Consider the following 25,253-nt stretch of genomic DNA (forward strand, 5'->3'; position numbering starts at 1 on the left):
AGCGCTCTCAGGTGGCCGGGCTGGTGGTCGTGCTCTCGGCGACGTTCCTGGGCCAGTTCGACTTCTTCGTCGTCAACGTCGCCGGCCCGTCGATCCGCGACTCGCTGGACGCCGACGCCGGCCTCCTCGAGCTGATCGTCGGCGGCTACGCGTTCGCCTACGCCGCCGGCCTGATGACGGCCGGCAGGCTCGGCGACCTCTTCGGGTTCCGGCGGATGTTCCTCCTCGGCGTCCTCGCGTTCGGGGCCGCCTCGCTGCTGTGCGGCGTGAGCCAGAACGCGCCGCAGCTCATCGTCGCCCGGCTGCTCCAGGGAGCGGCGGCGTCCGTGATGCTCCCCCAGGTCCTGGCCTACATCACCGCGACCGTCGCGGCTCCGCGTCGCGCCAGGGCGATCGCCTGGTACGCCGTCGCCGCCGGACTCGGGTCGATCTGCGGGCAGGTCCTCGGCGGCGTCCTCGTCGGGGGTTCCGGCTGGGGCTGGCGCTGGATCTTCCTGGTGAACCTGCCGGTCGTGCTGGCAGCCGCGGTGCTCGGCGCGCTCGTGCTCCCGCGACCGCGGCGTGGGGCGCGTCCCGAGTTCGACGTCGCGGGCGCGGCCGGTGTCGCGCTCACGGTGGCTGCCGTGCTCGTGCCGCTCACGCTGGGGCCCGGCCACGGGTGGCCCGCGTGGACGGCGTTGGTGATCGCCGCTGCGCCGCTCCTGCTCGGCGCGACCGCGGCGTGGGAGCGCCGCGTCCTGCAGCGTGGGGGCCAGGCGGTGGTGGCGCCGCACCTGTTCGGGATCAGGAGCTTCACCTCCGGGTTGCTGGGCATCGGCGCCTTCATGCTGTTCTTCCCCAGCTTCGCCTTCACGCTGGCGCTGCTGCTCCAAGACGGCCTCCGACTCGAACCGCTGGACGCCGGACTGGTGTTCGTGCCCGCGGCCGTCACGTTCTCGGCGAGCTCGTTGGTCGCACGCCGGCTCTTCGGACGGTTCGGACTGCGCGCGCCCGCGGGGGCCATCGGCCTGACCGCGCTCGGCCTGGTCGCGCTGATCCTCGCCGCGCGCTCGGGAGCCGAGCACACGTCGGTGGCGATGATCACCGTCTGCGCGGCGGTGATGAGCCTCGGCAACGGAGTCGTGCTGCCGACGATGACCACGCTGGCACTGGTCGACGTCGCCGCCGCGGCGGCCGGCGCGGCGTCGGGCCTGATCGTGACGGTGCAGCAGTTCGCGAGCGCCGTAGGGGTCGCGATGGTCGGCACGGTCTTCTTCACGATCTCCGGCACCGGCGGGCCACCGGTCGACACCGTCCACGCCGCCGTCGTGGCCAGCCTCGTCGACCTGGCGCTCCTGGGCGTCATGGCCGCCTCGGTGCTCGGCGTCCGCCTCTCGCGTGCGCGGGCGACCACGCCCTGATGAGCACCGGGGATCCTTACGCCGCCCTCGGCGACGGCTACGCACGACGGCGCCGCCCCGACCCGCGCATCGCCGCCGCGATCGCCCAAGCGCTCGGTGACGCGCGCTCCGTGGTCAACGTCGGCGCGGGTGCGGGCTCCTACGAGCCGACCGACCGCCTCGTGCTCGCCGTCGAGCCGTCCGCGACGATGATCGGGCAGCGGCCGCCCGGCGCTGCGCCCGCCGTCCAGGCCTTCGCCGAGGACCTCCCCTTCGACGACCGGGCCTTCGACGTCGGGCTCGCGGTCCTGACCGTGCATCACTGGCGCGATCCCGGCAGGGGGCTGACCGAGCTGCGCCGCGTCTCGCGACGCCAGGTCGTGCTGACCTGGGATCCGGTCCGGATATCGCGCATGTGGCTGGTCGCCGACTACCTGCCCGAGATCGCCACCCTCGAGGAGTCCCTCGCCACCCTGCCCGAGATCGCCGCGGCCCTCGCCCCGGCGTCGGTCCGCCCGGTCCCGGTGCCCTGGGACTGCACCGACGGGTTCCTGGCCGCCAACTGGCGGCGACCCCGCGCCTACCTCGACCACGACGTCCGCGCCGGCGCCTCCAGCATCGCCGCGCTCCCACGCGCCGTCGTCGAGCGCGCGATGCGACGGCTGCGTGACGACCTCGACCGGGGACGGTGGCACGCGCGCCACCGCGATCTGCTGGCGCGGACCTCGCTCGACGTCGGCTACCGACTCGTCGTGTCGGACGGGTGACGCCCGCTCCGCCCGCTCAGCGTCCGGGCACCCTGGTTCTCGATGTCGAGGGGCGCCGCGGCGCCACGCACCGGTCCGCCCTCGGGCAGCGGCGGCACGGGGAAACCGCCGGTCGCGGCCGGGACGCGGGCGGCCCGGCGTCGGCGCTCCCGCAGATCGCCACGGCGCAGGAGCACCAGCGCCGCGACCAGCACCACGACCACGCTCAGCGCGCTCATCACGAGCTGCCGGCGGCCCTCGGCGGCGTCGGCGGCGGTGTCTTCGAAGACCACCCGGACCGTGGCGACGAGCAGGATCCACACCAGGGACGCCGGGATCAGCCGCTTCCAGCCGAACGCCATGAACTGGTCGTAGCGCAACCGCGGGAGCGTCCCCCGCAGCCACACGAAGACGAACACGAAGCACAGCACCTTGCCGAAGAACCACACCAGCGGCAGGTAGCCCTGGTTCGCGCCGGCCCACAGCCGATCGAGCCAGAACGGCGCGTGCCAGCCGCCCAGGAACAGCGTCGTGGCGAGCGCCGAGACGGTGCTCATGTTGGTGTACTCGGCCAAGAAGAAGAGCATGAACTTCACGCTGGAGTACTCGGTGTGGAAGCCGCCGACCAGCTCGCCCTCGGCCTCGGGCAGGTCGAACGGCGCCCGGTTGGTCTCCCCCACCATCGCGATCGTGTAGATCACGAAGGAGGGCATCAGCAGCAGCCCGAACCAGGTGTCGTGCTGGGCGGCGACGATCTCGCTGGTCGACATCGATCCGGCCCACAGGAACACCGCGACGAAGGCGAGCCCCATGGCGACCTCGTAGGAGATCATCTGGGCGCTGGAGCGCAGGCCGCCGAGCAGCGAGTACGTCGCCCCGCTGGACCATCCGGCGAGCACGATGCCGTAGATGCCGATGCTCGCGACCGCCGTCACGAACAGCACCGAGACCGACAGGTCGGTCAGCTGCAGCGGCGTCCGATGCCCGAACAGGCTCACCTCCGGGCCGAACGGGATCACCGCGAAGGTCACGAACGCGGGCACGGTGGCAAGGATCGGGGCTGCCACGAACACGGCGCGGTCGGCCGCCCTGGGGGTCAGGTCCTCCTTGAAGATCAGCTTGGTGCCGTCGGCCAGCGACTGGAGGATGCCGAACGGCCCCGCGACGGCGGGACCGATCCGCTGCTGCATACGGGCCAGGACGCGGCGCTCGGCCCAGATGTTGAACAGCGCCAGCAGCAACAGGGCCACGACGATCAGGGCGGCCTTGAGCGCCATCAGCCACCAGGGGTCACGCCCGAAGGCGTCGAGGGACTCGGCGCTCTCGTACACCGCGGGAGCGATCATCGGCGGGCCCTACAGCTGGGCGAAGCGGCCGGCCGCGATGAACGCGCACACGCAGAGGATGGCGACGACGGCCGCGGTCTGCTTCGGCTCGCGCAGCGACGCGTGCGAGACCGCGGCGCCGTACATGACGCCGGCCAGGCCGAGGGCGGCCAGCGGGGTGAGGACGCGCGCGGTGTCGCTGAGCCACGGGGCGAAGAGGCCGAAGACGGCGGCGAGCTCGCAGACCGCCACCACGCGGACCAGCGGCATCGGGAACGGGCCGATCCCACGCTGGCCGGAGGCGAGCAGTCGTTCGCGGGGCAACAATGACTTGACGACCCCGGAGAAGACGAAGACGAGAGAGACCACGACGGAGGTGGTCCACAAAGCGATGTCCATGCTCTCGAGACGAGCAGCCGCCGACCCCTGTGACAGCGGGCCGACCGGTGCGCCGCTGTCACAGATCACCAGCCTCGACCGTCTCGAGGGGTGAGGAGAGGGGCAGAGGATGACCAGAGCCGAACCGAGGGACGAGGCGTCCGACTTCGTGGATCTGCGCGGGCTGCTGTTCTCGATCGCCTACCAGATGACCGGGAGCGTCGCCGACGCCGAGGACATCGTGTCCGAGGCGTACCTGCGGATGCGCGGTGCGCGTGATCGCGGGGTGGAGATCCGGTCGGTGAAGGCCTACCTGTCCTCCACCGTGACCCGGCTCAGCATCGACCACCTCCGGTCGGCCCGGGTGCAGCGGGAGGTGTCGGTCGGGTCGTGGATGCCCGAGCCGCTCGTCGGCGACGCCCCGTCCGCCGAGTTCGAGCGGGTCGAGCTGTCCGACTCGCTCTCCCTGGCCTTCCTGGTGATGCTGGAGAGCCTGTCGCCGGCCGAACGCGCGGTCTTCGTGCTGCGCGAGGTGTTCGTGTTCGACTACCCGCAGATCGCGCGGATCCTGGACAAGTCCGAGGCGTCGTGTCGCCAGCTCCTGCACCGGGCGCGACAGCACGTGGAGGAGCGCAAGCCGCGCTTCGACGTCGACCGCGAGGCCAACCGGGAGCTGGCCGACCGGTTCTTCACCGCGCTCGAGCGCGGCGATCTGGCACCGCTGATCGACCTGCTCTCGGCCGACGTCGTCATGTGCGGCGACGGTGGGGACGGTCCGTCGTGGCCGCGACCGTTCAACGGTCCCGAGCGGGTACTGAAGGTCCTCGGGGCGGTCGTGAAGATGTACGCAAAGGGTGGCCTGCACATCGAGCAGACGCTCGTGAACGGCCAGCCGGGCGCCGTCGTCCGCGACCGGCAGGGACGGCTGCTCAACGTCTGGGCCCTCGACATCGCCGACGGCCGGATCCAGACGCTGCGTTCGATCCTGAACCCGGCCAAGCTGCAGCACCTGGGGCCGCTGGTCGAGAGACCGACCCCCCGGAACCCGAGGCGGAGGACCCGTGGCTGACGGCGCGCGCTGGCGTGAGGAGGCACGCGTGATCTCGACGGTCGCCGAGCTCGAGGAGCTCGGGAGGCCGGCGCCGATCGTGCGCGACAAGGTGCTCGACGTGCTCCACGACACCCACCTCGCCTGGCTCGCGGCCACTCCCCTCGCGTTCCTGGCGACCGCCGGCGCCGACGGCCGCTGCGACGTCTCCCCGAAGGGCGACCCCGCGGGCTTCATCAAGGTCCTCGACCGGCACACCGTCGCGGTGCCCGAGCGCCCCGGCAACCGACGGATGGACGGCCACCACAACATCCTCGCCAACCCTCACGTCGGCATGGTCTGCGTGATCCCCGGCCGCGCCGACACGATGCGCCTCAACGGCCGGGCCACCCTCGTGCGCGACGCCGCGTTCATGGACGACATGCGGGTGCGAGGCCACCGCCCGCAGCTCGCCGTCGTCGTCGAGGTGGAGGAGGTCTTCTTCCACTGCCCCAAGTCGTTCCGCCGGGCCGACGCCTGGAACCCGACCGCCTGGCGCCCCGACGCCGCCCCCGCCCCCGCCGACATCGCGCTCGCCCTCTGGCGCAAGGGCCAGGCCCGCGAGGAGGTCGTCGAGTACTACCAGCGGCCGATGTCGCGCGACGACCTGTACGACCCGAGCTGACCGTCGACCTCACGGAACTGCTTCGGACGCCGCTACGACCTGCCACCATGCCGACATGAACGTCGACGATCTGCTGAGCTACTTCGAGTCCGAGTCCACACCCCTGGTCCGCACCGACTTCTCCGACGACGACGCGTGGCAGCGAACCGTTGCGCTCGTGTCGGCCCCGATGCGGATCGACGACGACCCCAATGGGTCCAGCGACTACCGACCCAACATCGTGCCCATCGACGATCGAACCTTCGAGGGCCTCGATCCCGAGACTCTCGCGCTCGCGTACCGCGAGGACTGCGTGGGATACGTGCTCCTCGCCGACGCCACCACGATGGCCACACCCGATGACCCCACCGTGCTCTACGTCGACCTGGACGAAGATCCCGGCCGTTCCTTCCGCTGCGCCGCACCCGAGATCGCGTCGATCGAGGCCAACCTCTCGATCGCCAACATGGACTTCGAGGAGTTCGCAGACGCCGTCGGCGAGGACGGGGTCTTCCGCGGTTTCGAGGAGTGAGCCGAGGCGGCAGTTCGCTAACGCTGACCGCCACACGTAACCGACCGGTCTGGTGCGCACCGGCAGGGGTCCAGCTCGAGTTCCACGAGACGTTGCTCGAACTCGTCGGCACGCGAGCCCCAGGCATACAGTGCGGCCGCACTCGAGCACCGGGGTCACCGCCTTGCGCAGAGAGGGCGGCGTAGGACGGCAAATGCGTCATTCCGCCCACTTTGACGCGTTGGTGACCGAGTACAGGTCTGGCACAGGACCTCCAAACCTGGCGAAGGCCTTCGGGATCCACCATGAGACCGTGGTCGCCCACCTGCGTCGACAAGGCGTCCGCCTTCGGCGTGACTTACTGGAGCCGGAGAACATCCAGAGCGCGATCCAGCTCTACGACGACGTCTGGTCACTGGCTCGGATCGCGGCAAGATTCGGCACGACGGCAAACCCCGTGAGGGCAGTGCTTGTCGCGAACGGGGTTGAAATGAGGAAGCCCTGGGAGCGACCGGCCGGTCGCCCTGACTAGCCGTACGAAGACTGGGGAGCGCAGGGGCACCTGTGAGCATGGAACCAACTGACGCCCAGCCGGGCTTCTGGCCAGTCGCAGCACTCGCGGGAGGCGATCTGCGAGAAGATGACGGCGTGTGGACTGGAGCGCTTGGCGGACGGCAGATTGTGGGCAGCGAAGTACTGCGCAGTTACTGGACGCTTGCAGCGGAGCGGCAGCGGGTCTATCACGCTCGGCTTCAGGGTCAGGCTCCACCCTGGACCGAAGACCCAGTGGTGACTCAGTATCGGTTCACGAACGCCTATCGTGCGGCGGACAGAGTCTCGCAAGACTTGATCAAGGTGATCTACAGCGGAACGCAAGACCCGCAGAATGTCTTGCTCCGGGTCCTGTTGTTCCGCTTCTTCAACAAGCCCGAGACTTGGGCAGCGCTCGAGGAGGCGCGCGGGGAGATCACTGTTGACGACTTCGACGTTGAGCGATACTCGCGCATTCTTGACGACCGGCTCGCTCGCGGCCAACGCGTGTACTCGGCCGCCTACATCGTGCCGCCGCCGCCATTCGGCGAGCGCCGCAAGCACCGCAACCACTTGCGACTTATCGAGCACATGATGACGAGCGGCTTGGAACGTGACCTCGCCAGTGCTCCCTCGCTCGAGGCAGTCTTCTCCCGACTGATCAAGTTTCCGTCCCTAGGTCCATTTCTCGCCTATCAGTTGACGATCGACCTGAACTACTCGACTCTGATCGACTTCGATGAGGACGACTTCGTCGTCGCCGGGCCGGGAGCGCTCAGCGGTCTGGCGAAGTGCTTCCCCAACGCGGACCGCATTGATCCGGCTGACCTGATCCGAATGATGGTCGAGACGCAGGACGAGCAGCTCGACTTCTACGGGATTGACTTCGTTGATCTGTTCGGCCGACCGTTGAAGCTGATCGATTGTCAGAATCTGTTCTGCGAGACCGACAAGTACGCCCGTGTCATGCATCCGGAACAGCGTGGGCTCGGCAACCGCACGCGCATCAAGCAGCAGTTCTCGCCGAACGGCCGCCCGGCCGCTCCGTTCTTTCCGCCGAAGTGGGGTCTCGCGACCGTAACCACGGCCTGACTCATGCCTGCCTATGCGCAGGGATGTCAGCCGCCGATGAGGCCGAGCCGCCTGAGTTCACCCACCAGGAGCTCGTGGGTCTCCTCCTCGGCCAAGGCAGGGACGTGGATCACGGTCGTGGGACTCTGGTCGGCGATCGTCTGGTAGCCCCCTGACACTCCGTCAACGTTGTTGCTGTCGGCTTCGTACGTTTGGCGAAAGAGGAAGACGACGTCAGCAGACAGTGGCGCCCAGATGGCCTCTGTAAGGGCCCGGAAGGTGCGCTCGTCGATTCCGAGGTCGACTTCTCCCCTGCCGTACCAGCCGTAGGCCAGCGTTGACCACCACCAGCGGTCGAGAACAAGCGCGCCGCTCTTGGCCTTCGACGCAAGAGTTGCCATGGATTCGCTGTGGCAGGCAAGGTGAGCGAGCTGTCGTGCGAGGGGATCGGTCGGCCGGTTGTCTTGATCCTCCAGCAGTGCATAGACCCCGCCGGTGAATCCACTGAAGCCGGACGGCATGTGCACGAACGTCGTGCTGACCGGGTCGATTACCTGCCTCATCCGATCTAGCTGAGTGGACTTGCCGGCCTTGTCGAGGCCTTCAAAGACGACCACGCTTCCCTGCGCGAGAACCAGGGGGTTCGGTGACATTGCGCTAGCTCCCATGCTCAGCGGGTCGGAGGGGTGAAGCTGAGGCTGCGAGCGTCGAGGTCGGCGTGGAGCGTGCCTCCGCGGTGGTCGCGCAGCTCGCGGAAGGCTCGGTAGCCAGCGAGGATCGCGTACTCCCAGTCAGCCGCGCTTCGTTCAGCCACTTCCAGATGGCTGGTCATTCGTTGGCAGGCTTTGATGAGGTCGGCGGGCACGCGGTCGCTGGTTGCAAACAGACTGTGCTCGGTGGCGACGGAGAATACGTAGGCGGTCAGACCCTCCTCAAGGGCCGCTGAGCGACCTCCGTCCTGGATGCGGTCGGCGTCGCGATCACCCTTGCGCTTCACCTTGAGCAGGCCACGAAGGGTTGGGGACCATCCGAGGACTGCCATGTGTCCAAGGTGGAGTGCGTCGTGGTAGCGGTAATCATCGTTGTCGTCGCGGTTGTCGTCGAGTGGATCGCCAACGGCGTCAGTCCCGCGGTAGATGCGCACAACGGGGACTGGACGTGCACCGCGGTCAGTCTCAATGGTCTCGGTGAAGGTGATGTCGATCCGGCGCGGAAACTGCTCATCCTCTGGCCGTTCATCATCGAATAGCCGATGCGGAGGCGGGTTGGCGGGACGATTGAATCTGATCTCTGTCTTGTGGAGGTTGTCCTGGAGAATCTCATCGAGGTCGAGGTCGCAGCGGCGCGCGAGGGCGGCGGCGTACCAGGCGAGGTCGCCGAGCTCTTCGCGGACTTCGTCGCGAAATGCCCGGTAGCCGATGGTGTCGCGTTGCTGCTTCTTGTACTCGGCCGCAAGGTTTCCGACCTCGCCGGCGAGTCCGAGGAGGATCAAGGTGAGGTCATCGTCGGGCAGGATGTCGCTGGCAGCCGATCGGCGCTGATACTCACTGATATCCATTGCTTCCCTCTCTCTGCTTCAGGGTCGTTGGGTGACGACGACTGCCGCTTGGACGGCGTTTGCCACGAGATAGTCCAGGGGAAGCCAGCCGTAACCTGCCGCGCCCCAGGCTTCGGACCAGCTGTTGCGGATCAGCAGCCGTCGTCCTATGACGGGGTCCGTGGCGCATCCAACGACAAGTACTGCGTGGTAGTCGCCGGGCGGGCTGCGTATGTCGGGCACGTCGATCGAGCCGTCTGGGGCTGGGTTTTCGAACTCGTGGGTGACCTCGACGACCAGCACTAGGGGGTACCCCGCAGCAAGAGCATCCTCGATTCGATCTTCGACTCCGTCGTGCGAGGGTTCGAAAGTAAGCGTTCTGGCCTGCTGCCACGGCGGCGCGCCTGCTGTGGCGGGCGGGTCTTCGGTCCCGTACCCCAGGTTCGGGTTCCAAGGCCACTCGCTCAACGGAGGTTGGCCCGAACCCGCCAATGCGTCGCCGGCGTGGTTGAGATCCATGCCGTCGGGGTGGGTTTGGCCGCGCTGCGCGCAGTGCCACCAGATCGCCTCTGGCGCCTTGGCTGTGTCCACGCTCGAGGCCGATCCGCCGAGCGCATCGTGCGCGTGGCTGAGCGAGATCGGCACGCATAGTGGTCTCGGGCCTTGGCACATTAGCGGACTGGAGATTCGGCCGCGGAGATCGACGTCCGGGCGAGCCGCGGGAGCTTGGCCGGGAGCGGGAGCGTTAGTCACCGTCGAGCCCGCCTTGGTCACGACCCTGTGCCTCAGTTGGTTCGCCGTCGCCCCTGAACTCGGCGGCCACGCTGAGGTGGTGCTGCCGCCGGGCGATAGACGGCGCCCGCGCAATCGTGACGTCAATCTCGTAGGACTCTGCTGCGGCCGCGCTGGGGTCGTAGGCGGAGCTGTATACGAGGCGAACCGTATCGCGGCCTTCTCCGCTTGAGCGCAGCGCAAGGAGGCGGGTTCCGGTCCCGCCGACCAGGAGATCTGCAGCTGAGGGTGCTGTGGAATCGACCGCACCATGTGCGGGCGCGGGAGGCCTGCCAATCCCTGCTTGGAGCGGCTCACCACGTGCGATAGACCTGCGTAGCGCGCGCAGCTCCGACGGCCGGGCTGCAGTCCATGAGGAGCGATAGACGTCTTCCACGGCGCGGAGTCTGGGACCCGATTGGAGGACGAGGGTTTCATCAGCCTCACGGCCTAGCTCGTCTGTTTCCACGCCTACGGGCTCCGCGTCCGGCAGGATGCGCGTCGCTCCAGCGTTGCCACGGATGGCGAGCAGAGCGCGGTCGACGTCCTGGCGCGACCGGGCGGGAAGAGTGGCGGGCGGAGCCCAGCCCAGTTCGGGATCGGGCGTCTGAGCACCACTCTCGGTCGGCGGAGCCGGATGGACACGTCGCCGGGCTCGTGCCTGGAGATCATCCTCGGTGAGCCATTTGTAGCCAGTGGTGCGGTTCTCGGGCAGCATGACGACGATTTCGTCGCCTTCGGTCACGGCGATCGCACCGCCGGAGGAGCGAACGTCCACGGGCCAGACATCGACGTTTCCGGCCGGCCGGTGTCCCAGTGCGAGTTGCGCCTTGATGGTGGCGGGCTGGATCGCGAGCAACTCGTCTCGCTTGTTTCGACTGATCAGGTCGAGGTTGTCCAACTGGCGCACGACGGCTTCGTAGCTGGCGCCCATGTCGCGAGCCATCGAGTAGACCAACGGGCCTGTAGCTGTGGGCGAGTTGGTGACGCCGTACCGGCCGGCGGTGGCGTAGACCAAAGGCGGGGGCATGAGTAGCTGACTGGCAAAGATCTGGGCGAGTTGCTCGCGATCGTGCGTCGGGTAGTACAGATCCGCCTCAGTGTCGAACGCCGCTTCGTGATCGAGGACCCAGTGCCCGATCTCGTGTGCAGCGGTGTAGCGCTGGACGGCGGCACCCCGCTGGGTGCTGAGCATGATGCCGCCATCTCCGTGAGGAACCAACGCACCGAGGAGCGTCTTGAGGTTGTTGAAGACGAGCTCGAGGTCGAGCTTCTCGATCAGTGCGAAGACGTCGACCGGCGCGTCCTGCGGAACGTCAAGTTCACGCAGGAGGGCATCCGCTTCTTGTAGCGCGTGACGGCGCGCCTGCATCGTGACCACACTCAGTCTCCATCGACAACGGGTCGCGTGCGTGCCGTCCGGGCTCGAGGCTTGGAGGTCTGTTGAGCTTTTGCGGCGGCCAAGAACTCGGCAAACCGGAGCACCTGCTCCTTGTCCTGCGGCGAGAGCTCCGCGGTCGCTCGGAAGAGCGCGCCGTTGTCGCCGACAATTTCAGCGTCAGGTTCCTCGCCGAGAATCCACGCCACACTGCGGCGGTAGATCCGAGCGAGTCTGCGGAGCTCTAGCGCACCTACGTTCCGTTTCCCTGCCTCCATCGCGATAACGCTGGTCCGCTGGATCCCGAGCGCGCCTGCAACGTCCTCTTGGGTCAGACCAAGAGTCTCGCGAGCACTCCTTAGCCGTTGCCCCACTGCCTGCTGTTCGTTCAGGTCCATGTTCATCTCCTTCCGATTGGCTCGTCGACTCTGGCGCCGGCCATCACAGGGTTTCAGAGGCGTGGTTCGCGCAGCACCAGGTTGCAATCACGAAGGCGGTGGCGAGGTCGCCCTCGTGGCTGATCGACAGGCTCAGCGACACGCCTGCCTGTTGGGCGAACGCGTCCGCTGTTCCTGACAGTCGGAGCTGGGGGCGCTGGCCTTCGTGGGCGAGGACCTCGATGTCAAGCGGATCGACCTCTCCTATGCCGTGACCCAGCGCCTTCATGACGGCCTCTTTGGCCGCCCATCGCGTTGCGTACCTTGCTGGAGAGTCGCCGCAGTAGGCCTGTTCTGCGGGGCTCCAACACAGGTCGCGGTAGGTCTGACCAGATGCCTCGAGCATGGAGGCCATCTGGGTGATGCTCACCATGTCTACGCCGGCGTCAGTGGCACACATGTCTACTGCACCGCGCTGGCGGCAGTGATCAGTTCGGCCACGCCGGCCTTGGTGTAGTTGCTGTGCTCTGCATCCGCGAAGGTTGCATTGACCATCAATTCCCCAACGCCGTAGCCGCTCTGTTGAGCGAGGAACCCGAGCAGTCGGCTGAGTCCGAGCAGATTGCCGTAGGCCTTGGTCACCAGATATTGATGTCGGTAGGTGGCGGCCATGCTGATGCGGTTCTGGTACAGCGTGAGATCTACATGGACCAGACACGGGAATCCATATTCGCGCAGGTCGCTGGCTGCGTAGACCTGGAGACCCTCTGGCATGTCGAACCGGTCAGCTTCTCCTCCGACCGCGATGTCCTCAAGATTCCGCTGGCTGACATTCCGTGTGCGCGCGCTACGGAAGTGCTTGATTCGGTCGGCGAGCTGGTTCCTCCCACCTCCCGTCTTGCCGGGCCAGCTGACCATCCGTCCGAAGTAGGTTCCATTCCGGTTTGCCGTGTCGGTCGTCAGGACAGGCAGCATTTCCCCGTAGCACTCGTAGAGGTCTGCGGCACTTGCGTCCAGCTTGGCCAGCGCATCGTCGTCCATGTCGGGACTGAAACTGAGTCCAGTGTCGGCGTAGACCTCGTGCGGGAACAGCGTGCCCGAGACCGTCTCGACGGGCTGTACGCGCACCTTCTTTCGCGGTACCGCCATGACACCATCTAGTGCTGCGCGGATCGTGTCGGTTTCGGGTGCCAGCGGGTCCTTGACCGTCGTGATCACGTTGACTGCGTGCCCACCTTCGTAGGCAACTCGTTCCAGGGTGCGCAGCCATGCCTCACTGATGTTGACAGCAGGCTCGATGTAGACGCTCATACCAGGGTGCCTTCCGAATCGGCGTTGATCACTGATCTCAGGAGCCCGGTGAGTCCGCCCAGGCTGCGAAGTGACTCGAGGTCCTTCACGCGCGACAGGTTCACGAGCTTGCGACGCCCGTATGCCTGGGAGACCCGGCCGATCAGCCAGACCGCAACTTGGCTGCTGATCCGCGCTGTTCCATCGGGATGCATCTCCCCCGCCGCAAGTTCCTGCGTGGGGCGGTTCGTCATCGCGGCCCAAAGCTCCAGCAGGGTGGCGGACATCGCGGTTGCGTCCGCGATCCGCAGATCGGCGCGCCCGAGCCCCGGCACTGCGGCTACGCGCTGCGCCAAGGTCAGGCCCGGCCGAGCAGCCTTCGTCGTCGGCGCAGGAACGGTGGACACGGCGGACACTGACCGAGGAAAGAAGCTCCCTCCGCTCGCCTTCGCGTCCGACGCCACGTCCGATGTCATGACTTTAATGTCGCATTTTCCGACATCGGATGCAAGGGCTTCCGCTCAGGAAGTTGACGCGCCCCGGCCTGATTCCTCGCCGGGTCGGGGGGCGCGGGTGCTCGGCCGCCACGTACGCTCCTGGACGTGGGTTTCGCAACACACCCCGTCGGAGGTCGACGCCCGACTGGGCGAGATAGCTGGCTTGTTCCTCGCCTGCCGTGATGCGTTCTTCAACACGGCAGACCGGTTCCACGGGATTCCAGAGCCAGGTTCCGGCGCCGCGACGGCCACGTTGGACCTACCGTCGCCCGACCCGGCAATTACCGAACCGCGCGGAGAGACCGGGCATCGGCTCATCGCCGAAGTCGTCCAGACCTACCTACTCACGGCGAGCGGCCAGCTCGGTGCGCTTGCCAGCCTGTACGCGAGTGGCGAGGTCATCTTCCCGACGCCAGCCCTCATCCGCTCAGTCATCGAAAACTGCGCTCACGCGGTGTGGGTGCTCGGCGAGGACCCCGACGAACCGTCGGACGACCGGCTCGCCCGCGCCTATCTGGAGGAGATTCTCAGCGCGGAGGAGGCGAAGAAGAATGCCGGCCGATTGCACGCCAAGACGCACCCGTCCTATGTCCGGGCAAGCGCATACTACAAGGCACTGAAGAGCGAGATCCTTCAGCGGTTCCCCGGGGCGACGCGCGAGTCACCGGGTGCCCGGACACTAAACGGACAAACCCTGCCGAGCCTCAAGGCCGCCGTCGAAGGGATGTACGAACTGACCAGGACCTTCGGCGGAACCATCGACGGGCGCACCGGAACCGGCATCTACGGCATCCTGTCCAACCAGACCCACCCGACCCTCTACGCCGCCCGTGAGCGACGTGTCTGGGCCGAGAATCCAGCGGCAGGCCACCACGAGGCGCTTCTCCGCATCGACATCGGGCCACGGAAAACGATGCGCGAGCGGCCCTGGCGCCTTGTACAACGCGCTGAACTACACGACGTCCTACTTCGGGTGGCCGACCGCCGTAGTTGATGAACTCACCGGGTTCATAGAGGAAACCATGCCCACGTTCTTCGTGTGAGACAGCGAGATGCGAAAGCGGCCCCGGCTCGCGCCGGGCCGCTCGCTGCCTCTACGGCGCAGTCGTCCGGGTCCGACCCCTCGCCGGCGCGTAGCCCATCGGGACGAACTGCTGGTGCCGACGGGTAGGTCGCTCGGCAAGCCACGCCCGGATGAGCAGGCCGACGCTGACCGGAACCACCGCAGCAAAACTTGAGTGCCGTCCAGATCAGGGCCAGAACGAGGGTCTGCTGCACGAACGGGTGACAGTCGCGTCCAACCGCCGCGAGCGGGACTCGCCTTGCTCGCCGCCGACCAGGGACCTGCGTGCCAGAGTGTTTGCCATGTCGACGAGCGAAGAAACTCGGGCTGCCTTCTGCCGGTTCTGCGGGGGACCCGCCGTAGCCAAGTACAGAGTTCATCGGTTCGATCAGGGTGACGAGGAGGAGCTCGTCGAGGAGCTGTGCGAAGCGCTCTGCCCAGACTTCATGAAGGAGTACGCAGCACGACACCCGTCGCAACAGCCCGATCAGACATAACGTTGTGCCCCCTGGTTAGCGTGGACCTCGCTGCCCGTGCAAAGAACGGATTGGCGAGCCAGCGCGCGCCATCAGGGTCTGCTGCGCGACTCGTGACGGTTGCGTCAAACCGCCGCGATCGACCGCCTTGAAACAGGCCGCGTGGCCTGCCGACTCCGCCGAAGACTACGAGGTCGATACAGCTGCGCAGATCGCGACGGTCTGCGACGCCAAGGAGGGGCGTTCAGCACTCGATGACATTCACCGCCAGCCCACCCCGCGACGTCTCCTTGTACTTGATGTGCATATCCCGGCCGGTGTCGCGCATGGTCTTGATGGCCTTGTCGAGGGAGACCTTGTGGGAGCCGGTGCCGTTGAGGGCGAGGCGGGCGGCGTTGATGGCCTTCACCGAGGCGATCGCGTTGCGCTCGATGCAGGGGATCTGGACCAGGCCGCCGATGGGGTCGCAGGTGAGGCCGAGGTTGTGCTCGATGCCGACCTCGGCGGCGTTCTCGACCTGGGACGGCGAGCCGCCGATCACCTCGCACAGCGCGCCCGCGGCCATGGCGCAGGCCGAGCCGACCTCACCCTGGCAGCCCACCTCGGCGCCGGAGATCGAGGCGTTCTCCTTGAACAGGATGCCGATGGCGGCGGCGGTGAGGAGGAAGCGGACGACGCCGTCGTCGTCGGCGCCGCGGACGAAGCGGCTGTAGTAGTGCAGGACCGCGGGGATGATGCCGGCGGCGCCGTTGGTGGGGGCGGTGACGACGCGGCCGCCGGAGGCGTTCTGCTCGTTGACGGCGAGGGCGTAGAGGTTCACCCAGTCGATGACGTCGAGGGGGTCGCCGTCGCCGCGGGCGTTCAGGTCGGCCGACAGCTGGGGGGCGCGCCGCGGGACCTTGAGACCGCCGGGCAGGACACCCTCGGCGGCGCAGCCCTCGCGCACGCACTCCTGCATCACCGCCCAGATCTCCAGCAGCCCGGCGCGCACCTCCTCCTCGCTGCGCCACGACAGCTCGTTGGCCAGCATTACGTCGCTGATCCGCAGGCCCTCGCGCTCGCAGATCTCCATCAGCTGCGCGCCGGTGGTGAACGGGTAGCGCACCTCGGTGGAGTCGAGGACGACGCGGTCGGCGCCGACGGCGTCGTCGTCGACGACGAACCCCCCGCCCACCGAGTAGTAGACCCGTTCGCGCACGACCTCGCCGTCGGCACCGTAGGCGAGGAAGCGCATGCCGTTGGGGTGGGCCGGCAGCGACTTGCGCCGGTGCAGCACCAGGTCCTTGTCGGGGTCGAAGCCGATCGCGCGGACGCCGGCGAGCCGGATCGTGCGGTCGGCCCGCGCCTCCTCGAGGCGGCTCTGGGTGGCGACCGTGTCGACGGTCGCCGGGACCTCGCCTTCCAGCCCGAGCACCACCGCTCGCTCCGAGCCGTGCCCGTGGCCGGTGGCGCCCAGCGAGCCGAAGAGCTCGACCTTCACCCGATCGACGTCGTCGAGCAGACCGTCGGCGACCAGGCCGTCGACGAACGTCTTGGCCGCCCGCATCGGCCCCACGGTGTGGGACGACGACGGCCCGATGCCGATCGAGTACAGGTCGAAAGCGCTCAGCGCCACGTTGTCCCCCAACCCGTCCGACGTGGCCTCATCACTGGACGATAGCCCCGCGAGGCGAATTGGACGAGCAACCCGTCGTACCGCCGGCATAGCCCGATCGGGCCATGCGTCACGGCGATCGGACAGAGGTGGTGCGTTCTCCGACGCGGTCGCCGTCCGGCGCCCAGGCTGATGCTCCGCCACTCGCCAAGGAGATCTCGGATGAACGACCACCCTGCCCAGCCAGGCCCCGCCAACCAGCCCCCGCCTCCCCCGGGCATGTATCCCGATCCCGAAGGATCGGGGTACCGACGCTGGTGGGACGGCCGCCAATGGCATCCGGTCCAAGCAGCGCCCGGGCCGGCCCCGACCGCGGCCGGCGGCAGCAGGTTCGCCGGCTGGGTGAAGGCGCACCCGAAGACGACGGCCGGAATCGCCGCCGCTGCCGTGATCGCGGCCATCGCCGGCGGGATCGGAGGCGAGGAGGACGCGACCAAGAACGACACCGCCGGCGACAAGCCGACCCAGAACGTTCAGATCGACGACGACTCCGAGGCGACGGTCGAGGAGGTCCGCGACGACGAGCCCGCAGCCGCGCCGGCGCCTGAGCCGATCGACACCGACGGTGACGGCGTGACCGACGATGCCGACTACCGCCCCCAGGACCCGAAGGTGCGGACCGCCGACGACGTCGACACCGACAAGGACGGCGTCCCGGACCACGAGGATGCATTCCCCCGCGACGCCGACTACAGCAAGGACTCCGACGGCGACCGCGTCGCCGACAGCCTGGACGACTTCCCCCAGGACGAGCGCTACTCGACGGACTCCGATGGAGACAGCGTGGCCGACTCGGTGGATGCCTTCCCCGCGGACCCCGGCCGCTCCGAGGTCTCGGTCGCCATGGAGAACGCGCTGGAGTCAGCCGAGAACTACCTGGACTTCATGGCGTTCAGCCGTCTCGGGCTGATCGACCAGCTGTCGTCGGAGTACGGCGACGGCTTCAAGGTCGAGGACGCCACCTGGGCCGTCGACCAGCTCGACGTCGACTGGAGGGAACAGGCGGTCGCGTCGGCGAGGAACTACCTCGACCTCATGTCCTTCTCCCGCGCCGGCCTCATCGAGCAGCTCTCGAGCGCGTACGGCGAGCAGTTCACCCTCGAGCAGGCCACCTACGCCGCGGACAAGGTCGGCCTGTAGCGACGACAGCACGACACCGAGCCGTTACGGACGAAACCCGACTGCCATCGGCGCCCGGCTGCCGCGGCCGTCGGTCTGGGGTGCCACGCCGCTTGACGAGCAGGCCAGCGCTACCAGATTGTATGCAGATCCTGCTGCATCCTGACTTGTGAGCGGGACGAAGCCCCCTCCATCTCCACGACTTGTATACGGAGCGTCATGCGCAAGGGATACGTAGACGGATCGACCGGCCAGGTGCACTACCGCTGGGTGGGTGAGGACGGACCCGTCGTCGTGCTACTGCACCAGACCGCCTCCTCCTCGCGCATGTACGAGCGGTTCATGGCCGCGATGCCCAGCGGGTACCGGCTCATCGCGCTGGACACCCCCGGGTTCGGCGCCAGCGACCCGTATGCCGCGCAGCCGAGCACCGCACAGCTGGTGGCCGCGCTGGCCGAGGCGGTCGCCGCCCTCGGCCACGACCGCTACCACCTCCTGGGCCACCACACGGGCGCGGCACTGGCGTGCGAGTGGGCCGCCGGGCACGGGGAGGCGGTGCGGTCGCTGGCGATGATCGGGGGGCTCGCCATGGGTGCCGAGGCCCGGGCGAACTGGCTGGCGGGCGTGTCCGACGCTCCCCTGAGCGCCGACGGCGCACACCTGCTCCGAGCCTGGGAGCGGGTCGCGGGCATCGACGCGGTGCCGGTGGCGTCGCCGCCGGACGTCGACCTGCGTCATCGGGAAGCAGTCGACGTGCTGATCGCCTCACCCCGGTGGCCCGAGGCCTACCGGGCGGTGTTCTCTCAGGACTTCGAGGCGCACCTGGAGCGGGTGGGCTGCCCCGCGTTGCTGATGTCGGGCACCGAGGACATCCTGTGGCCCTACTTCGAGGCCACCGCGGCGTCGAAGCCGGACATGCGCACCGACGTGCTTCCCGGCGGCGCCTACGCGCTGGACCAGCACACCGAGGCCGTCGTGACGATCTACCTCGACTTCCTCACGGGCCTGCGCACCGCCTGACGAACGCCGCCCTTCGCACCCCGACGCCGCATGGGGTGCGAAGGGCGGAAGGGCCGCTCAGCCCCAGATCTCGTCGCAGTAGGACACGTTGAAGTTCTTCGCCCATTCCTGCGGGTCGTCGATCCCCCAGCGGTCCACCCAGTTCTGGGCGTGCTCGTGGATGATCGGATCACCGAAGAACCGCTTGCCACCGGCGTCGAACGCCTCGAAGTCGTCGACGTAGAGCAGGTCGAAGTGCTTGAACCACTCCTGCCCCTGCACGTTCTTGGTGACGACGAAGTTGGTGTACTCCTGGATGCGGTCGTTCTGCCGGAACTTCCCGTAGTCGATGGTCCGGGTGAACTCCCGGTACTCCTCCAGATCGCTCCCCGGCTTGATGTTGTAGGTGAGCAGAACCAGCTTGCGTGCCATCTTTCCTCCTGGGTGGTGGGTGTCAGTCGAACTGCTGGATCGCGGTCTTGGCCTCCAGGACCGGGCGGATGTGCTCCTGGGCCAAGGCGACGTGCGCCGGGTGCGAGGTGTACTCGCGCCACGACTGCTCGTCACGGAAGGTCATGTGGAAGTAGACGTGGGCGTTGCCCTCGGCCAGGCCCGCGTCCGCCGACACCTCGATCGACTCCAGGCCGGGGATCTCATCCGGCAGGGCGCGCAGCCCGTCGATGATCGCGTCGCGCTGCTCGGATGTGGCGGAGCCGGCCAGGGTGAGCATCACGTGGTGGTGGAGCAAGGGTCCTCCTTCGAGTCGGGTTCCGGGGTGTCGCGGAGCAGCCGCAGCACGGCCTCCGGCGTCAGGGGCAGCCGGTCGACGCGGACGCCGTACGGGGCGAGTGCGTCCTCCACCGCCGCGGCGATCGCTGCCGGTGCGGCCATCCGGCCGCCCTCGCCGACGCCCTTGACCCCGCGGTAGGTGAACGGCGACGGCGTCTCGAGGTGGCCGAGCCGGATCGGCGGGACGTCGAGGAAGGTGGGGACGAAGTAGCTGCGCAGGTCGCGCGCCCGGGGCTGCCCGGCGGCGTCGTACTCGAGCGCCTCCGAGAGCGCCGTGCCGATCCCCTGGGCCACGCCACCCACGACCTGGCCCCGGACGGCGTCCGGGTTCACCACCGTGCCGCAGTCGTGGAGCACGTAGTAGTCGAGGAGGTGCACCTGCCCGGTCGCGGTGTCGACCTCCACCACCGGAATGTGCACGGTGTGCCCGATGATCGGGCAGAAGCTCCCCCAGTCCGCGGAGGTCGCGCCGTCCACCGGACCCACGGGCATGGTCGCCATCGGATGGTCGTAGGTGAAGGTGCTCTCGAGCCCACTGCGGATGCCGTCGGGCAACGACAGGGCCTGCGTGTTGGCCAGCGCCGCCACGGCGGCGAGGGAGGCGAAGCTCGACGGTGCGCCTCGTACGGCGTACCCGCCGCGCTCCCGATCCCACTCGAGGTCGTCCTCGGCGCACTCGAGCAGGCGCGCCGCGAGGGGCCGGACCTGCTCGAGCACCTCGCGGGCGGCGCCCGCGACTGCGCCGGACAGCATCACCGTGAGCCGGCTCGCCGAGGGGCCCATGGCCGGCCCGGCGACCGAGGTGTCCAAGCGCGAGACGACGACGCTCTCGACAGCGACCCCGAACTCCTCGGCGGCGATCGTGGCCGCCACGGTCTCGGTCGGCGTGCCGAGCGAGGGTGAGTGGAGCGCGACGCGCACGGTGCCCTGGGCATCGATCCGTACCGTGGCGGTCTCTGCCGCGGTGGTGCCCCGCCCGGGCTCCTGGTCGAACATCACCCACAGCGCGGTGCCGCCCTGGACGCTGCGCTCCTGACACGTGACGACGCCGATGCCGATCGCCCGTCCCTCGGTGCGGGCCTCGCGCTGGCGCTCGCGCCACTCGGCGTACCGGGACTCGGCCAGCGCCTTGTCCAGCGCCGCCGGATAGTCACCGGAGTCGTAGACGTTGCCGGTCACGGTGCGGTGGGGGAACCGATCCGGCGTCAGGAGGTTGCGTCGGCGCAGCTCGACCCGGTCGATGCCCAGCTCGTCGGCGGCGGCGTCGACGAGCCGCTCCAGCATGAAGTTGTACGCCGTGCCGCCGAAGCCGCGGTAGGCCGCCTGCGGCACCTTGTTGGTCACGACGGCGGTGAACCTCATGCCGACCGCGGCGATGTCGTAAGGGCCTCCGGCCTGGGCGAGCGGCTCGGCGTTGTTGATCGGGCCGAGCACGAAAGCCGAGCCGTAGTCCTCGACCACCGAGAACCGGAGGCCGCGCATCGTGCCGTCCTCGTCGAGGGCGAGCTCGGCGTCGTAGCTGCGGTCCTCTCCGTGGTTGTCGCCGCCGACGAGGTTCTCGACGCGGTCCTCCAGGTAGCGCACCGGACGCCCGGTGGCCCGCGAGAGCAGCGCGCAGACCACCATCGCGCGCGGCTGCCAGAACTTCGCCCCGAACGAGCCTCCGATGTCTCGCGGGATCGCGGTGATCCGGGCCGGCGCCAGGCCGAGTGTGGCGCCGAGCGTCCAGAGCAGGACGTTGCTCTGATGGTTGCTCCAGAAGGTCAGCTCCTGCGAGCCGCGCTCCCACCGGGCCACGCAGCCGAAGGGCTCCAGCGCGGCACCGGTCTGCCGCGGCCAGCGGAGCCGGCGCCGCACCACGTGCGCGGCCCGGGCGAACTCGGCCTCCACCTCGCCGAAGTCGTAGGAGCGCTCCATCAAGACGTTGCCGGGGAGGCTCTCGTGCACGAGCGGCGCACCCGGCGCCATCGCCTCGGCGGGCGTCGTGATCGGCGGGAGGACGTCGTAGCGCACCCGCACCAGGGACGCGGCGTCCTCGGCGATCTCCCGGCTCGTGGCCGCCACTGCGACGACCGGCTCGCCCACGTGCCGGACCTTGTCGGCCGCGAGGGCAGGCATCGGCACCGGAAGCGGCGGGCGGTGCATGGCGGCCATCGTGAACACCGGCTGGGTGGCCGCGGCGACCTCGGCGCCGGTGAGCACGGCCCGGACTCCGGGAACCGACCGCACCGCGGCGACGTCGACCCCGACCACACGGGCGTGGGCGTGGGGGCTGCGGACCAAGGCGACGTGCAGCATGCCGGGAAGCTGCAGGTCGCCGACGAACCGGCCCTCGCCGCGCACGTGGCGCGCCGACTCCACCGTCGCCCGCGGCGTCCCGACCACGCGCGGGCCCGCGCCGGTCATGCGCCGCCCTCCCGCAACCGGGCGCGCTCGGCGCACCCGGCACAGCCGGCGCACTCGCGGACCCGCCGCGCGGCAAGCAGGACCGCCTCGACGATCTGGTCGTAGCCGGTGCAGCGGCACAGGTTGCCGTGCATCCAGTCGCGGACGCGGTCGGGCGCCGGGTCGGGGTCCTCGTCGAGCAGTGCCTGAGCGGTGAGCAGCATCCCGGAGGTGCAGAAGCCGCACTGGAGACCGTGGGCGTCGCGGAAGGCCTGCTGCAGATGACCGATGCCCCCGTCGGGGTCGGCCAGACCCTCGACGGTGACGACGTCGCGGCCGTCGACCTGGACGGCGAGGACCAGGCAGCCGCGCTCGGGGAGTCCGTCGACCAGCACGGTGCAGGCGCCGCAGCTGCCGTGCTCGCAACCGAGCCTCGTCCCAGCCAGGCCCCAACTCTCACGCAGCGTGTCCGCGAGGCTGGTGCGGTCCTCGACGGCGGCCTCGTAGGCCAGCGCGTTGACCGTCGCTCGCACCGTCCTCGTCATGACGCCTCACGCTGCGTCGAGACACCGCGCGATCCGAGCTCGGCCAGTGCGCGCCGGGCCAGCGTCGGCAGGACCTGCCGGCGATACCAGCCGCTGGCCTTCTCGTCGTCGTAGGGGTCGATGAGGGACGCCGCCTCGGCGAGCATGCTCTCGGCCGCGGAGTCCGCGCCGCCGACCAGCACCAGCCGTCCTGCGGCGCCGAACAGCGCGAGCCGGACGTCGCGCCCCGCGGCCGCGGCCACCGCACCGGCGATGGGCCAGGTCAGGTGCGTGCGCCGGACCAGCTGGAACCCGCACGACCCCGCTGCCACCGGGATCCGCAGCCGGACGATCAGCTCGCCGGGCTCGAGGACCGTCGCATTCGCTCGGCGTTGGAGCTCGCCGGCGGGAAGCGTCCGCTCGGTGGTCTCGACGTCGGTCCCCAGGACGGCGAGGGTGGCGGGCAGCTGCGAGGACGGGTCGGCCCACGCGAGGCTTCCCCCCAGAGTGGCTCGGCTGCGGATGCCGACCGCGCCGACACTGGCGAGGACCCGCCGCAGCAGCGGCGCCGCCTCGACGACCAGCGGGGAGCGCTCGACCTCGAGCATTGAGACCCCGGCACCGATGTGGATCGCGCCCGCTCCAACCTCGATGCCGCGCAGCTCGGGCAGTCTGGTCAGGTCGACCAGGATGCCCGCCTCGCGCTCGCCGAGTCGCAGCGCCGGGATCAGGCTCTGCCCCCCGGCCAGGGCGGTCGCCGTCGCGTCCGCGCGGAGCAGCGCCGAGGCGGCATGCAGGCTCGCCGGCCGCTCGTAGCGAAGAGGCGGGAGTTTCATCGAGAGTCCTGTCGCTGGAGACGGGACCTCGCATGCTTGCATACAATTTACGGGTTGCCTAGCCCCGGTTCCGCCTCAGCATCCAGTAGCAGGCGTCCAAGTTGTATACTTTGATTCCGAGTGCTCCAGACCCGACCTCACCAGGTGCGCGCCGGAGGCGACTTGACCTCGAGCCACACCGCGCCCTGCTCCAGTGCGGTCATCGAGTGCTCGACCCCCGGCGGGTGACGGAAGCCGTCGCCGGGGCCGAGGACGAAGCGCTCGCCGCCGATCACGGTCTCGGCGCCGCCGGAGACCAGGTAGCCCACGCTCTCGTGATCGTGCACGTGCGGCGGCGAGCACTGCCCGGCCGGCATGTGCACCTCCAGGAGGATCATCTCGCTGCCTTCGGCGAGCACGCGCACCTGCGCCGGGGTCAGCAGTGGGGTGTCCTCCACCTTCGTGATCGAGTGATGCTCCGCCGCGGCATTCGGGACCACCAGGTGGTCGACGGGATTCAAGGTCAACGGGCCTCCTCCATCGGGCCGCAGGCGGATCCTCCGCCCGCGGGTGCGGTGTTCCGTCCGGCAGTCGGGTGCACCTTGACCACCGGCGACGGATGCTCTTATTGTATACAATAAGGAAGCCTTCCTCACAAGGCCGCTCCGGCGCGCCAGGCCTACGAAAGGGAACAACGTGAACCGCACAGCCGACGTCGTGGTGATCGGTGGAGGTGTCATCGGCACGTCCGTGGCCTACTTCCTCAGCAGCGCTGGAGCCGACGTGGTCGTGGTGGAGAAGGAGGAGATCGCGGCCGGCGCCAGCGGGCACGGCCCGGGCTTCTTCAACGCCTTCGGAGGCGACTTCTCCCCCGGCGACCACCTCGCGATCGGGCTCGAGAGCATCCGGCTCATCCGCGAGCACATGCCCAATCTGGAGCAGTACCAGGAGGAGCCGAACTGGTTCAACGATCGGCCAGGCCTGGCGCCCGCGTTCTCTGAGGACGCCCTCACTCACCATCAGCAGATGTACGCCGCCAGCGGGCCGCAGCTGGAAGCGGCCGGCGCGGGGGCCGAATGGCTGGACGCCGCTGAGATCAGGGCCCAGGAGCCGCTTCTCGGGCCCGACGTGCTGGGCGGCTACCTCTTCCCGTCGGTCATCCAGGTCGACGGCTGGAAGCTGGCCCGGATGTACATGTCGGCGGCCCAGGCCGAGGGGGCCCGGCTCGAGAGGGCGGAGGTCACGGGGTTGACCTGGACCGACGAGACGGCGACCGGCGTCGTGCTGTCCGACGGCTCGACGATCTCCTGCCACCACGTCGTCGTCGCGATGGGCTCGTGGACGCCGGCCGCGTCGGTGTGGCTCGGCTTCCCGCTGCCGATGTGCAACCTCAAGGGACAGCTGCACATCCTGCAGGTTCCCGGCGGCGTCGACCTGAAGCACCACGTCATCGAGCGGATCGCGCTCATGCAGTACCCGAACGGCGACCTGCTGCTCGCGGCCACGCCGGACCCAGCTCCCGGCGGAGGGCTCCGACCCACGGATGCATACATCCGGCCGCTTTTCGAGAAGCACGCGCTGCCGGAGGACACCACGCTCCTCTACGAGACGGGCCTGAGCAGGTTCCCGTTCCTCAAGGACGCCGAGGTCGTCGACGACCTGGCCGGCGGGCGACCGATGTCGGTCGACCTGCTGCCGATGATCGGCACCACGCCGGCGATGTCGAACGTGCACATCGCCTCGGGTCACGGTCGCAAGGGGATCCACCTCTCGGCCGCCACCGGCAAGCTGGTCTCGGACCTGGTTCTCGACGGGAAGACCGAGCTGGCGCTCAACGTCGATGCCTACTCACCGCGGCGGTTCATGCCGCCCAAGATGTGAGCGAGCCCGGACACCGCCCCAGCCGCCACGAGGGCCTGCGCCGAGACTCGCTCGGCGCGGGCCCGC

Annotated in this window: 27 protein-coding genes; 10 read left to right on the forward strand and 17 right to left on the reverse strand. The window is 68.9% G+C overall.

Annotated elements, in window-relative coordinates; translation table 11 throughout:
• Positions 1-11: 11 nt before the first annotated feature.
• Both WMR31_RS12230 and WMR31_RS12235 read left to right on the forward strand, forming a co-directional pair.
• A complete protein-coding gene (locus WMR31_RS12230) occupies positions 12-1,400 on the forward strand; it encodes an MFS transporter (RefSeq protein WP_340539118.1) in 1,389 nt (462 codons plus the stop codon).
• A complete protein-coding gene (locus WMR31_RS12235) occupies positions 1,400-2,146 on the forward strand; it encodes a class I SAM-dependent methyltransferase (RefSeq protein ID WP_340539119.1) in 747 nt (248 codons plus the stop codon). Before WMR31_RS12230 ends, WMR31_RS12235 begins: the two co-directional genes overlap by 1 nt.
• On the opposite strand, the gene nuoH is transcribed toward WMR31_RS12235, so the two are convergent.
• Positions 2,119-3,471, reverse strand: coding sequence for an NADH-quinone oxidoreductase subunit NuoH (gene nuoH / locus WMR31_RS12240; RefSeq protein WP_340539120.1), 1,353 nt, complete (start codon positions 3,469-3,471; stop codon positions 2,119-2,121). The genes WMR31_RS12235 and nuoH overlap by 28 nt on opposite strands.
• A 9-nt stretch (positions 3,472-3,480) precedes the next feature.
• Positions 3,481-3,849 (reverse strand): DoxX family protein, encoded by a 369-nt coding sequence (locus tag WMR31_RS12245; RefSeq protein WP_340539121.1) that lies wholly within the window; start codon positions 3,847-3,849, stop codon positions 3,481-3,483.
• A 109-nt stretch (positions 3,850-3,958) separates the two neighbouring features.
• Here WMR31_RS12245 and sigJ point away from each other — a divergent pair, with 109 nt between their 5' ends.
• From sigJ to WMR31_RS12265, 4 genes are all read left to right on the forward strand, one after another.
• Positions 3,959-4,897, forward strand: coding sequence for an RNA polymerase sigma factor SigJ (sigJ, locus tag WMR31_RS12250; RefSeq protein ID WP_340539122.1), 939 nt, complete (start codon positions 3,959-3,961; stop codon positions 4,895-4,897).
• Between the two features lie 28 nt (positions 4,898-4,925).
• Entirely contained in the window at positions 4,926-5,540 is a 615-nt protein-coding gene (locus tag WMR31_RS12255) for an MSMEG_1061 family FMN-dependent PPOX-type flavoprotein (RefSeq protein ID WP_340539123.1), read from the forward strand.
• Between the two features lie 55 nt (positions 5,541-5,595).
• Positions 5,596-6,051, forward strand: coding sequence for a DUF6924 domain-containing protein (locus tag WMR31_RS12260; RefSeq protein ID WP_340539124.1), 456 nt, complete (start codon positions 5,596-5,598; stop codon positions 6,049-6,051).
• Between the two features lie 549 nt (positions 6,052-6,600).
• The gene (locus tag WMR31_RS12265; protein ID WP_340539315.1) at positions 6,601-7,653 is read left to right on the forward strand and encodes a nucleotide kinase domain-containing protein; all 1,053 of its coding nucleotides are present in this window, start codon (positions 6,601-6,603) and stop codon (positions 7,651-7,653) included.
• A 26-nt stretch (positions 7,654-7,679) separates the two neighbouring features.
• On the opposite strand, the gene WMR31_RS12270 is transcribed toward WMR31_RS12265, so the two are convergent.
• From WMR31_RS12270 to WMR31_RS12305, 8 genes are all read right to left on the reverse strand, one after another.
• Positions 7,680-8,285, reverse strand: coding sequence for a dTMP kinase (locus WMR31_RS12270; protein ID WP_340539125.1), 606 nt, complete (start codon positions 8,283-8,285; stop codon positions 7,680-7,682).
• Positions 8,286-8,302: 17 nt separating this feature from the next.
• A complete protein-coding gene (locus WMR31_RS12275; RefSeq protein WP_340539126.1) occupies positions 8,303-9,190 on the reverse strand; it encodes a nucleoside triphosphate pyrophosphohydrolase family protein in 888 nt (295 codons plus the stop codon).
• 18 nt (positions 9,191-9,208) lie between these two features.
• Complete coding sequence (locus tag WMR31_RS12280) at positions 9,209-9,814, reverse strand: C1 family peptidase (protein WP_340539127.1); 606 nt, start codon at positions 9,812-9,814, stop codon at positions 9,209-9,211.
• A gap of 100 nt (positions 9,815-9,914) precedes the next feature.
• A complete protein-coding gene (locus tag WMR31_RS12285; RefSeq protein WP_340539316.1) occupies positions 9,915-11,312 on the reverse strand; it encodes an ImmA/IrrE family metallo-endopeptidase in 1,398 nt (465 codons plus the stop codon).
• A gap of 11 nt (positions 11,313-11,323) precedes the next feature.
• A complete protein-coding gene (locus tag WMR31_RS12290) occupies positions 11,324-11,716 on the reverse strand; it encodes a helix-turn-helix transcriptional regulator (RefSeq protein WP_340539128.1) in 393 nt (130 codons plus the stop codon).
• A 43-nt stretch (positions 11,717-11,759) separates the two neighbouring features.
• Positions 11,760-12,155 carry a holo-ACP synthase gene (locus WMR31_RS12295; RefSeq protein ID WP_340539129.1) on the reverse strand — a complete coding sequence of 132 codons (396 nt, stop codon included), beginning with the start codon at positions 12,153-12,155 and terminating at the stop codon, positions 11,760-11,762.
• Positions 12,156-12,157: 2 nt separating this feature from the next.
• A complete protein-coding gene (locus WMR31_RS12300; protein ID WP_340539130.1) occupies positions 12,158-13,006 on the reverse strand; it encodes a hypothetical protein in 849 nt (282 codons plus the stop codon).
• Positions 13,003-13,461, reverse strand: coding sequence for a hypothetical protein (locus tag WMR31_RS12305; protein WP_340539131.1), 459 nt, complete (start codon positions 13,459-13,461; stop codon positions 13,003-13,005). The genes WMR31_RS12300 and WMR31_RS12305 overlap by 4 nt, the downstream gene beginning before the upstream one ends.
• 184 nt (positions 13,462-13,645) lie before the next feature.
• On the opposite strand from WMR31_RS12305, the gene WMR31_RS12310 reads away from it, so the two are divergent.
• On the forward strand, positions 13,646-14,476 hold the full coding sequence (locus WMR31_RS12310) for a hypothetical protein (protein ID WP_340539132.1): 831 nt from the start codon (positions 13,646-13,648) through the stop codon (positions 14,474-14,476).
• Between the two features lie 789 nt (positions 14,477-15,265).
• Here WMR31_RS12310 and WMR31_RS12315 read toward each other — a convergent pair.
• A complete protein-coding gene (locus WMR31_RS12315; protein ID WP_340539133.1) occupies positions 15,266-16,636 on the reverse strand; it encodes an L-serine ammonia-lyase in 1,371 nt (456 codons plus the stop codon).
• 201 nt (positions 16,637-16,837) lie between these two features.
• On the opposite strand from WMR31_RS12315, the gene WMR31_RS12320 reads away from it, so the two are divergent.
• Positions 16,838-17,815: an Ltp family lipoprotein gene (locus tag WMR31_RS12320; RefSeq protein ID WP_340539134.1), complete on the forward strand. Its 978-nt coding sequence runs from the start codon at positions 16,838-16,840 to the stop codon at positions 17,813-17,815.
• A gap of 198 nt (positions 17,816-18,013) precedes the next feature.
• Positions 18,014-18,814: an alpha/beta fold hydrolase gene (locus WMR31_RS12325; RefSeq protein WP_340539135.1), complete on the forward strand. Its 801-nt coding sequence runs from the start codon at positions 18,014-18,016 to the stop codon at positions 18,812-18,814.
• Positions 18,815-18,871: 57 nt separating this feature from the next.
• Here WMR31_RS12325 and WMR31_RS12330 read toward each other — a convergent pair whose 3' ends face one another.
• The 6 genes from WMR31_RS12330 to WMR31_RS12355 form a co-directional block, all read right to left on the reverse strand.
• On the reverse strand, positions 18,872-19,225 hold the full coding sequence (locus tag WMR31_RS12330; protein WP_340539136.1) for a RedY/HapK family protein: 354 nt from the start codon (positions 19,223-19,225) through the stop codon (positions 18,872-18,874).
• 22 nt (positions 19,226-19,247) lie between these two features.
• Positions 19,248-19,541, reverse strand: a complete 294-nt coding sequence (locus WMR31_RS12335; RefSeq protein ID WP_340539137.1) for a Dabb family protein — start codon at positions 19,539-19,541, stop codon at positions 19,248-19,250.
• On the reverse strand, positions 19,523-21,988 hold the full coding sequence (locus WMR31_RS12340) for a xanthine dehydrogenase family protein molybdopterin-binding subunit (RefSeq protein WP_340539138.1): 2,466 nt from the start codon (positions 21,986-21,988) through the stop codon (positions 19,523-19,525). The genes WMR31_RS12335 and WMR31_RS12340 overlap by 19 nt, the downstream gene beginning before the upstream one ends.
• Positions 21,985-22,512 (reverse strand): (2Fe-2S)-binding protein, encoded by a 528-nt coding sequence (locus tag WMR31_RS12345; protein ID WP_340539139.1) that lies wholly within the window; start codon positions 22,510-22,512, stop codon positions 21,985-21,987. The genes WMR31_RS12340 and WMR31_RS12345 overlap by 4 nt, the downstream gene beginning before the upstream one ends.
• Positions 22,509-23,327: an FAD binding domain-containing protein gene (locus WMR31_RS12350; RefSeq protein WP_340539140.1), complete on the reverse strand. Its 819-nt coding sequence runs from the start codon at positions 23,325-23,327 to the stop codon at positions 22,509-22,511. The genes WMR31_RS12345 and WMR31_RS12350 overlap by 4 nt, the downstream gene beginning before the upstream one ends.
• Positions 23,328-23,464: 137 nt before the next feature.
• Positions 23,465-23,833 (reverse strand): cupin domain-containing protein, encoded by a 369-nt coding sequence (locus WMR31_RS12355; protein WP_340539141.1) that lies wholly within the window; start codon positions 23,831-23,833, stop codon positions 23,465-23,467.
• Between the two features lie 169 nt (positions 23,834-24,002).
• On the opposite strand from WMR31_RS12355, the gene WMR31_RS12360 reads away from it, so the two are divergent.
• Positions 24,003-25,187, forward strand: a complete 1,185-nt coding sequence (locus WMR31_RS12360; RefSeq protein WP_340539142.1) for an NAD(P)/FAD-dependent oxidoreductase — start codon at positions 24,003-24,005, stop codon at positions 25,185-25,187.
• The last annotated feature ends 66 nt before the right edge of the window (positions 25,188-25,253 follow it).

Source organism: Nocardioides epinepheli, from assembly GCF_037936805.1.
Classification (GTDB): domain Bacteria; phylum Actinomycetota; class Actinomycetes; order Propionibacteriales; family Nocardioidaceae; genus Nocardioides.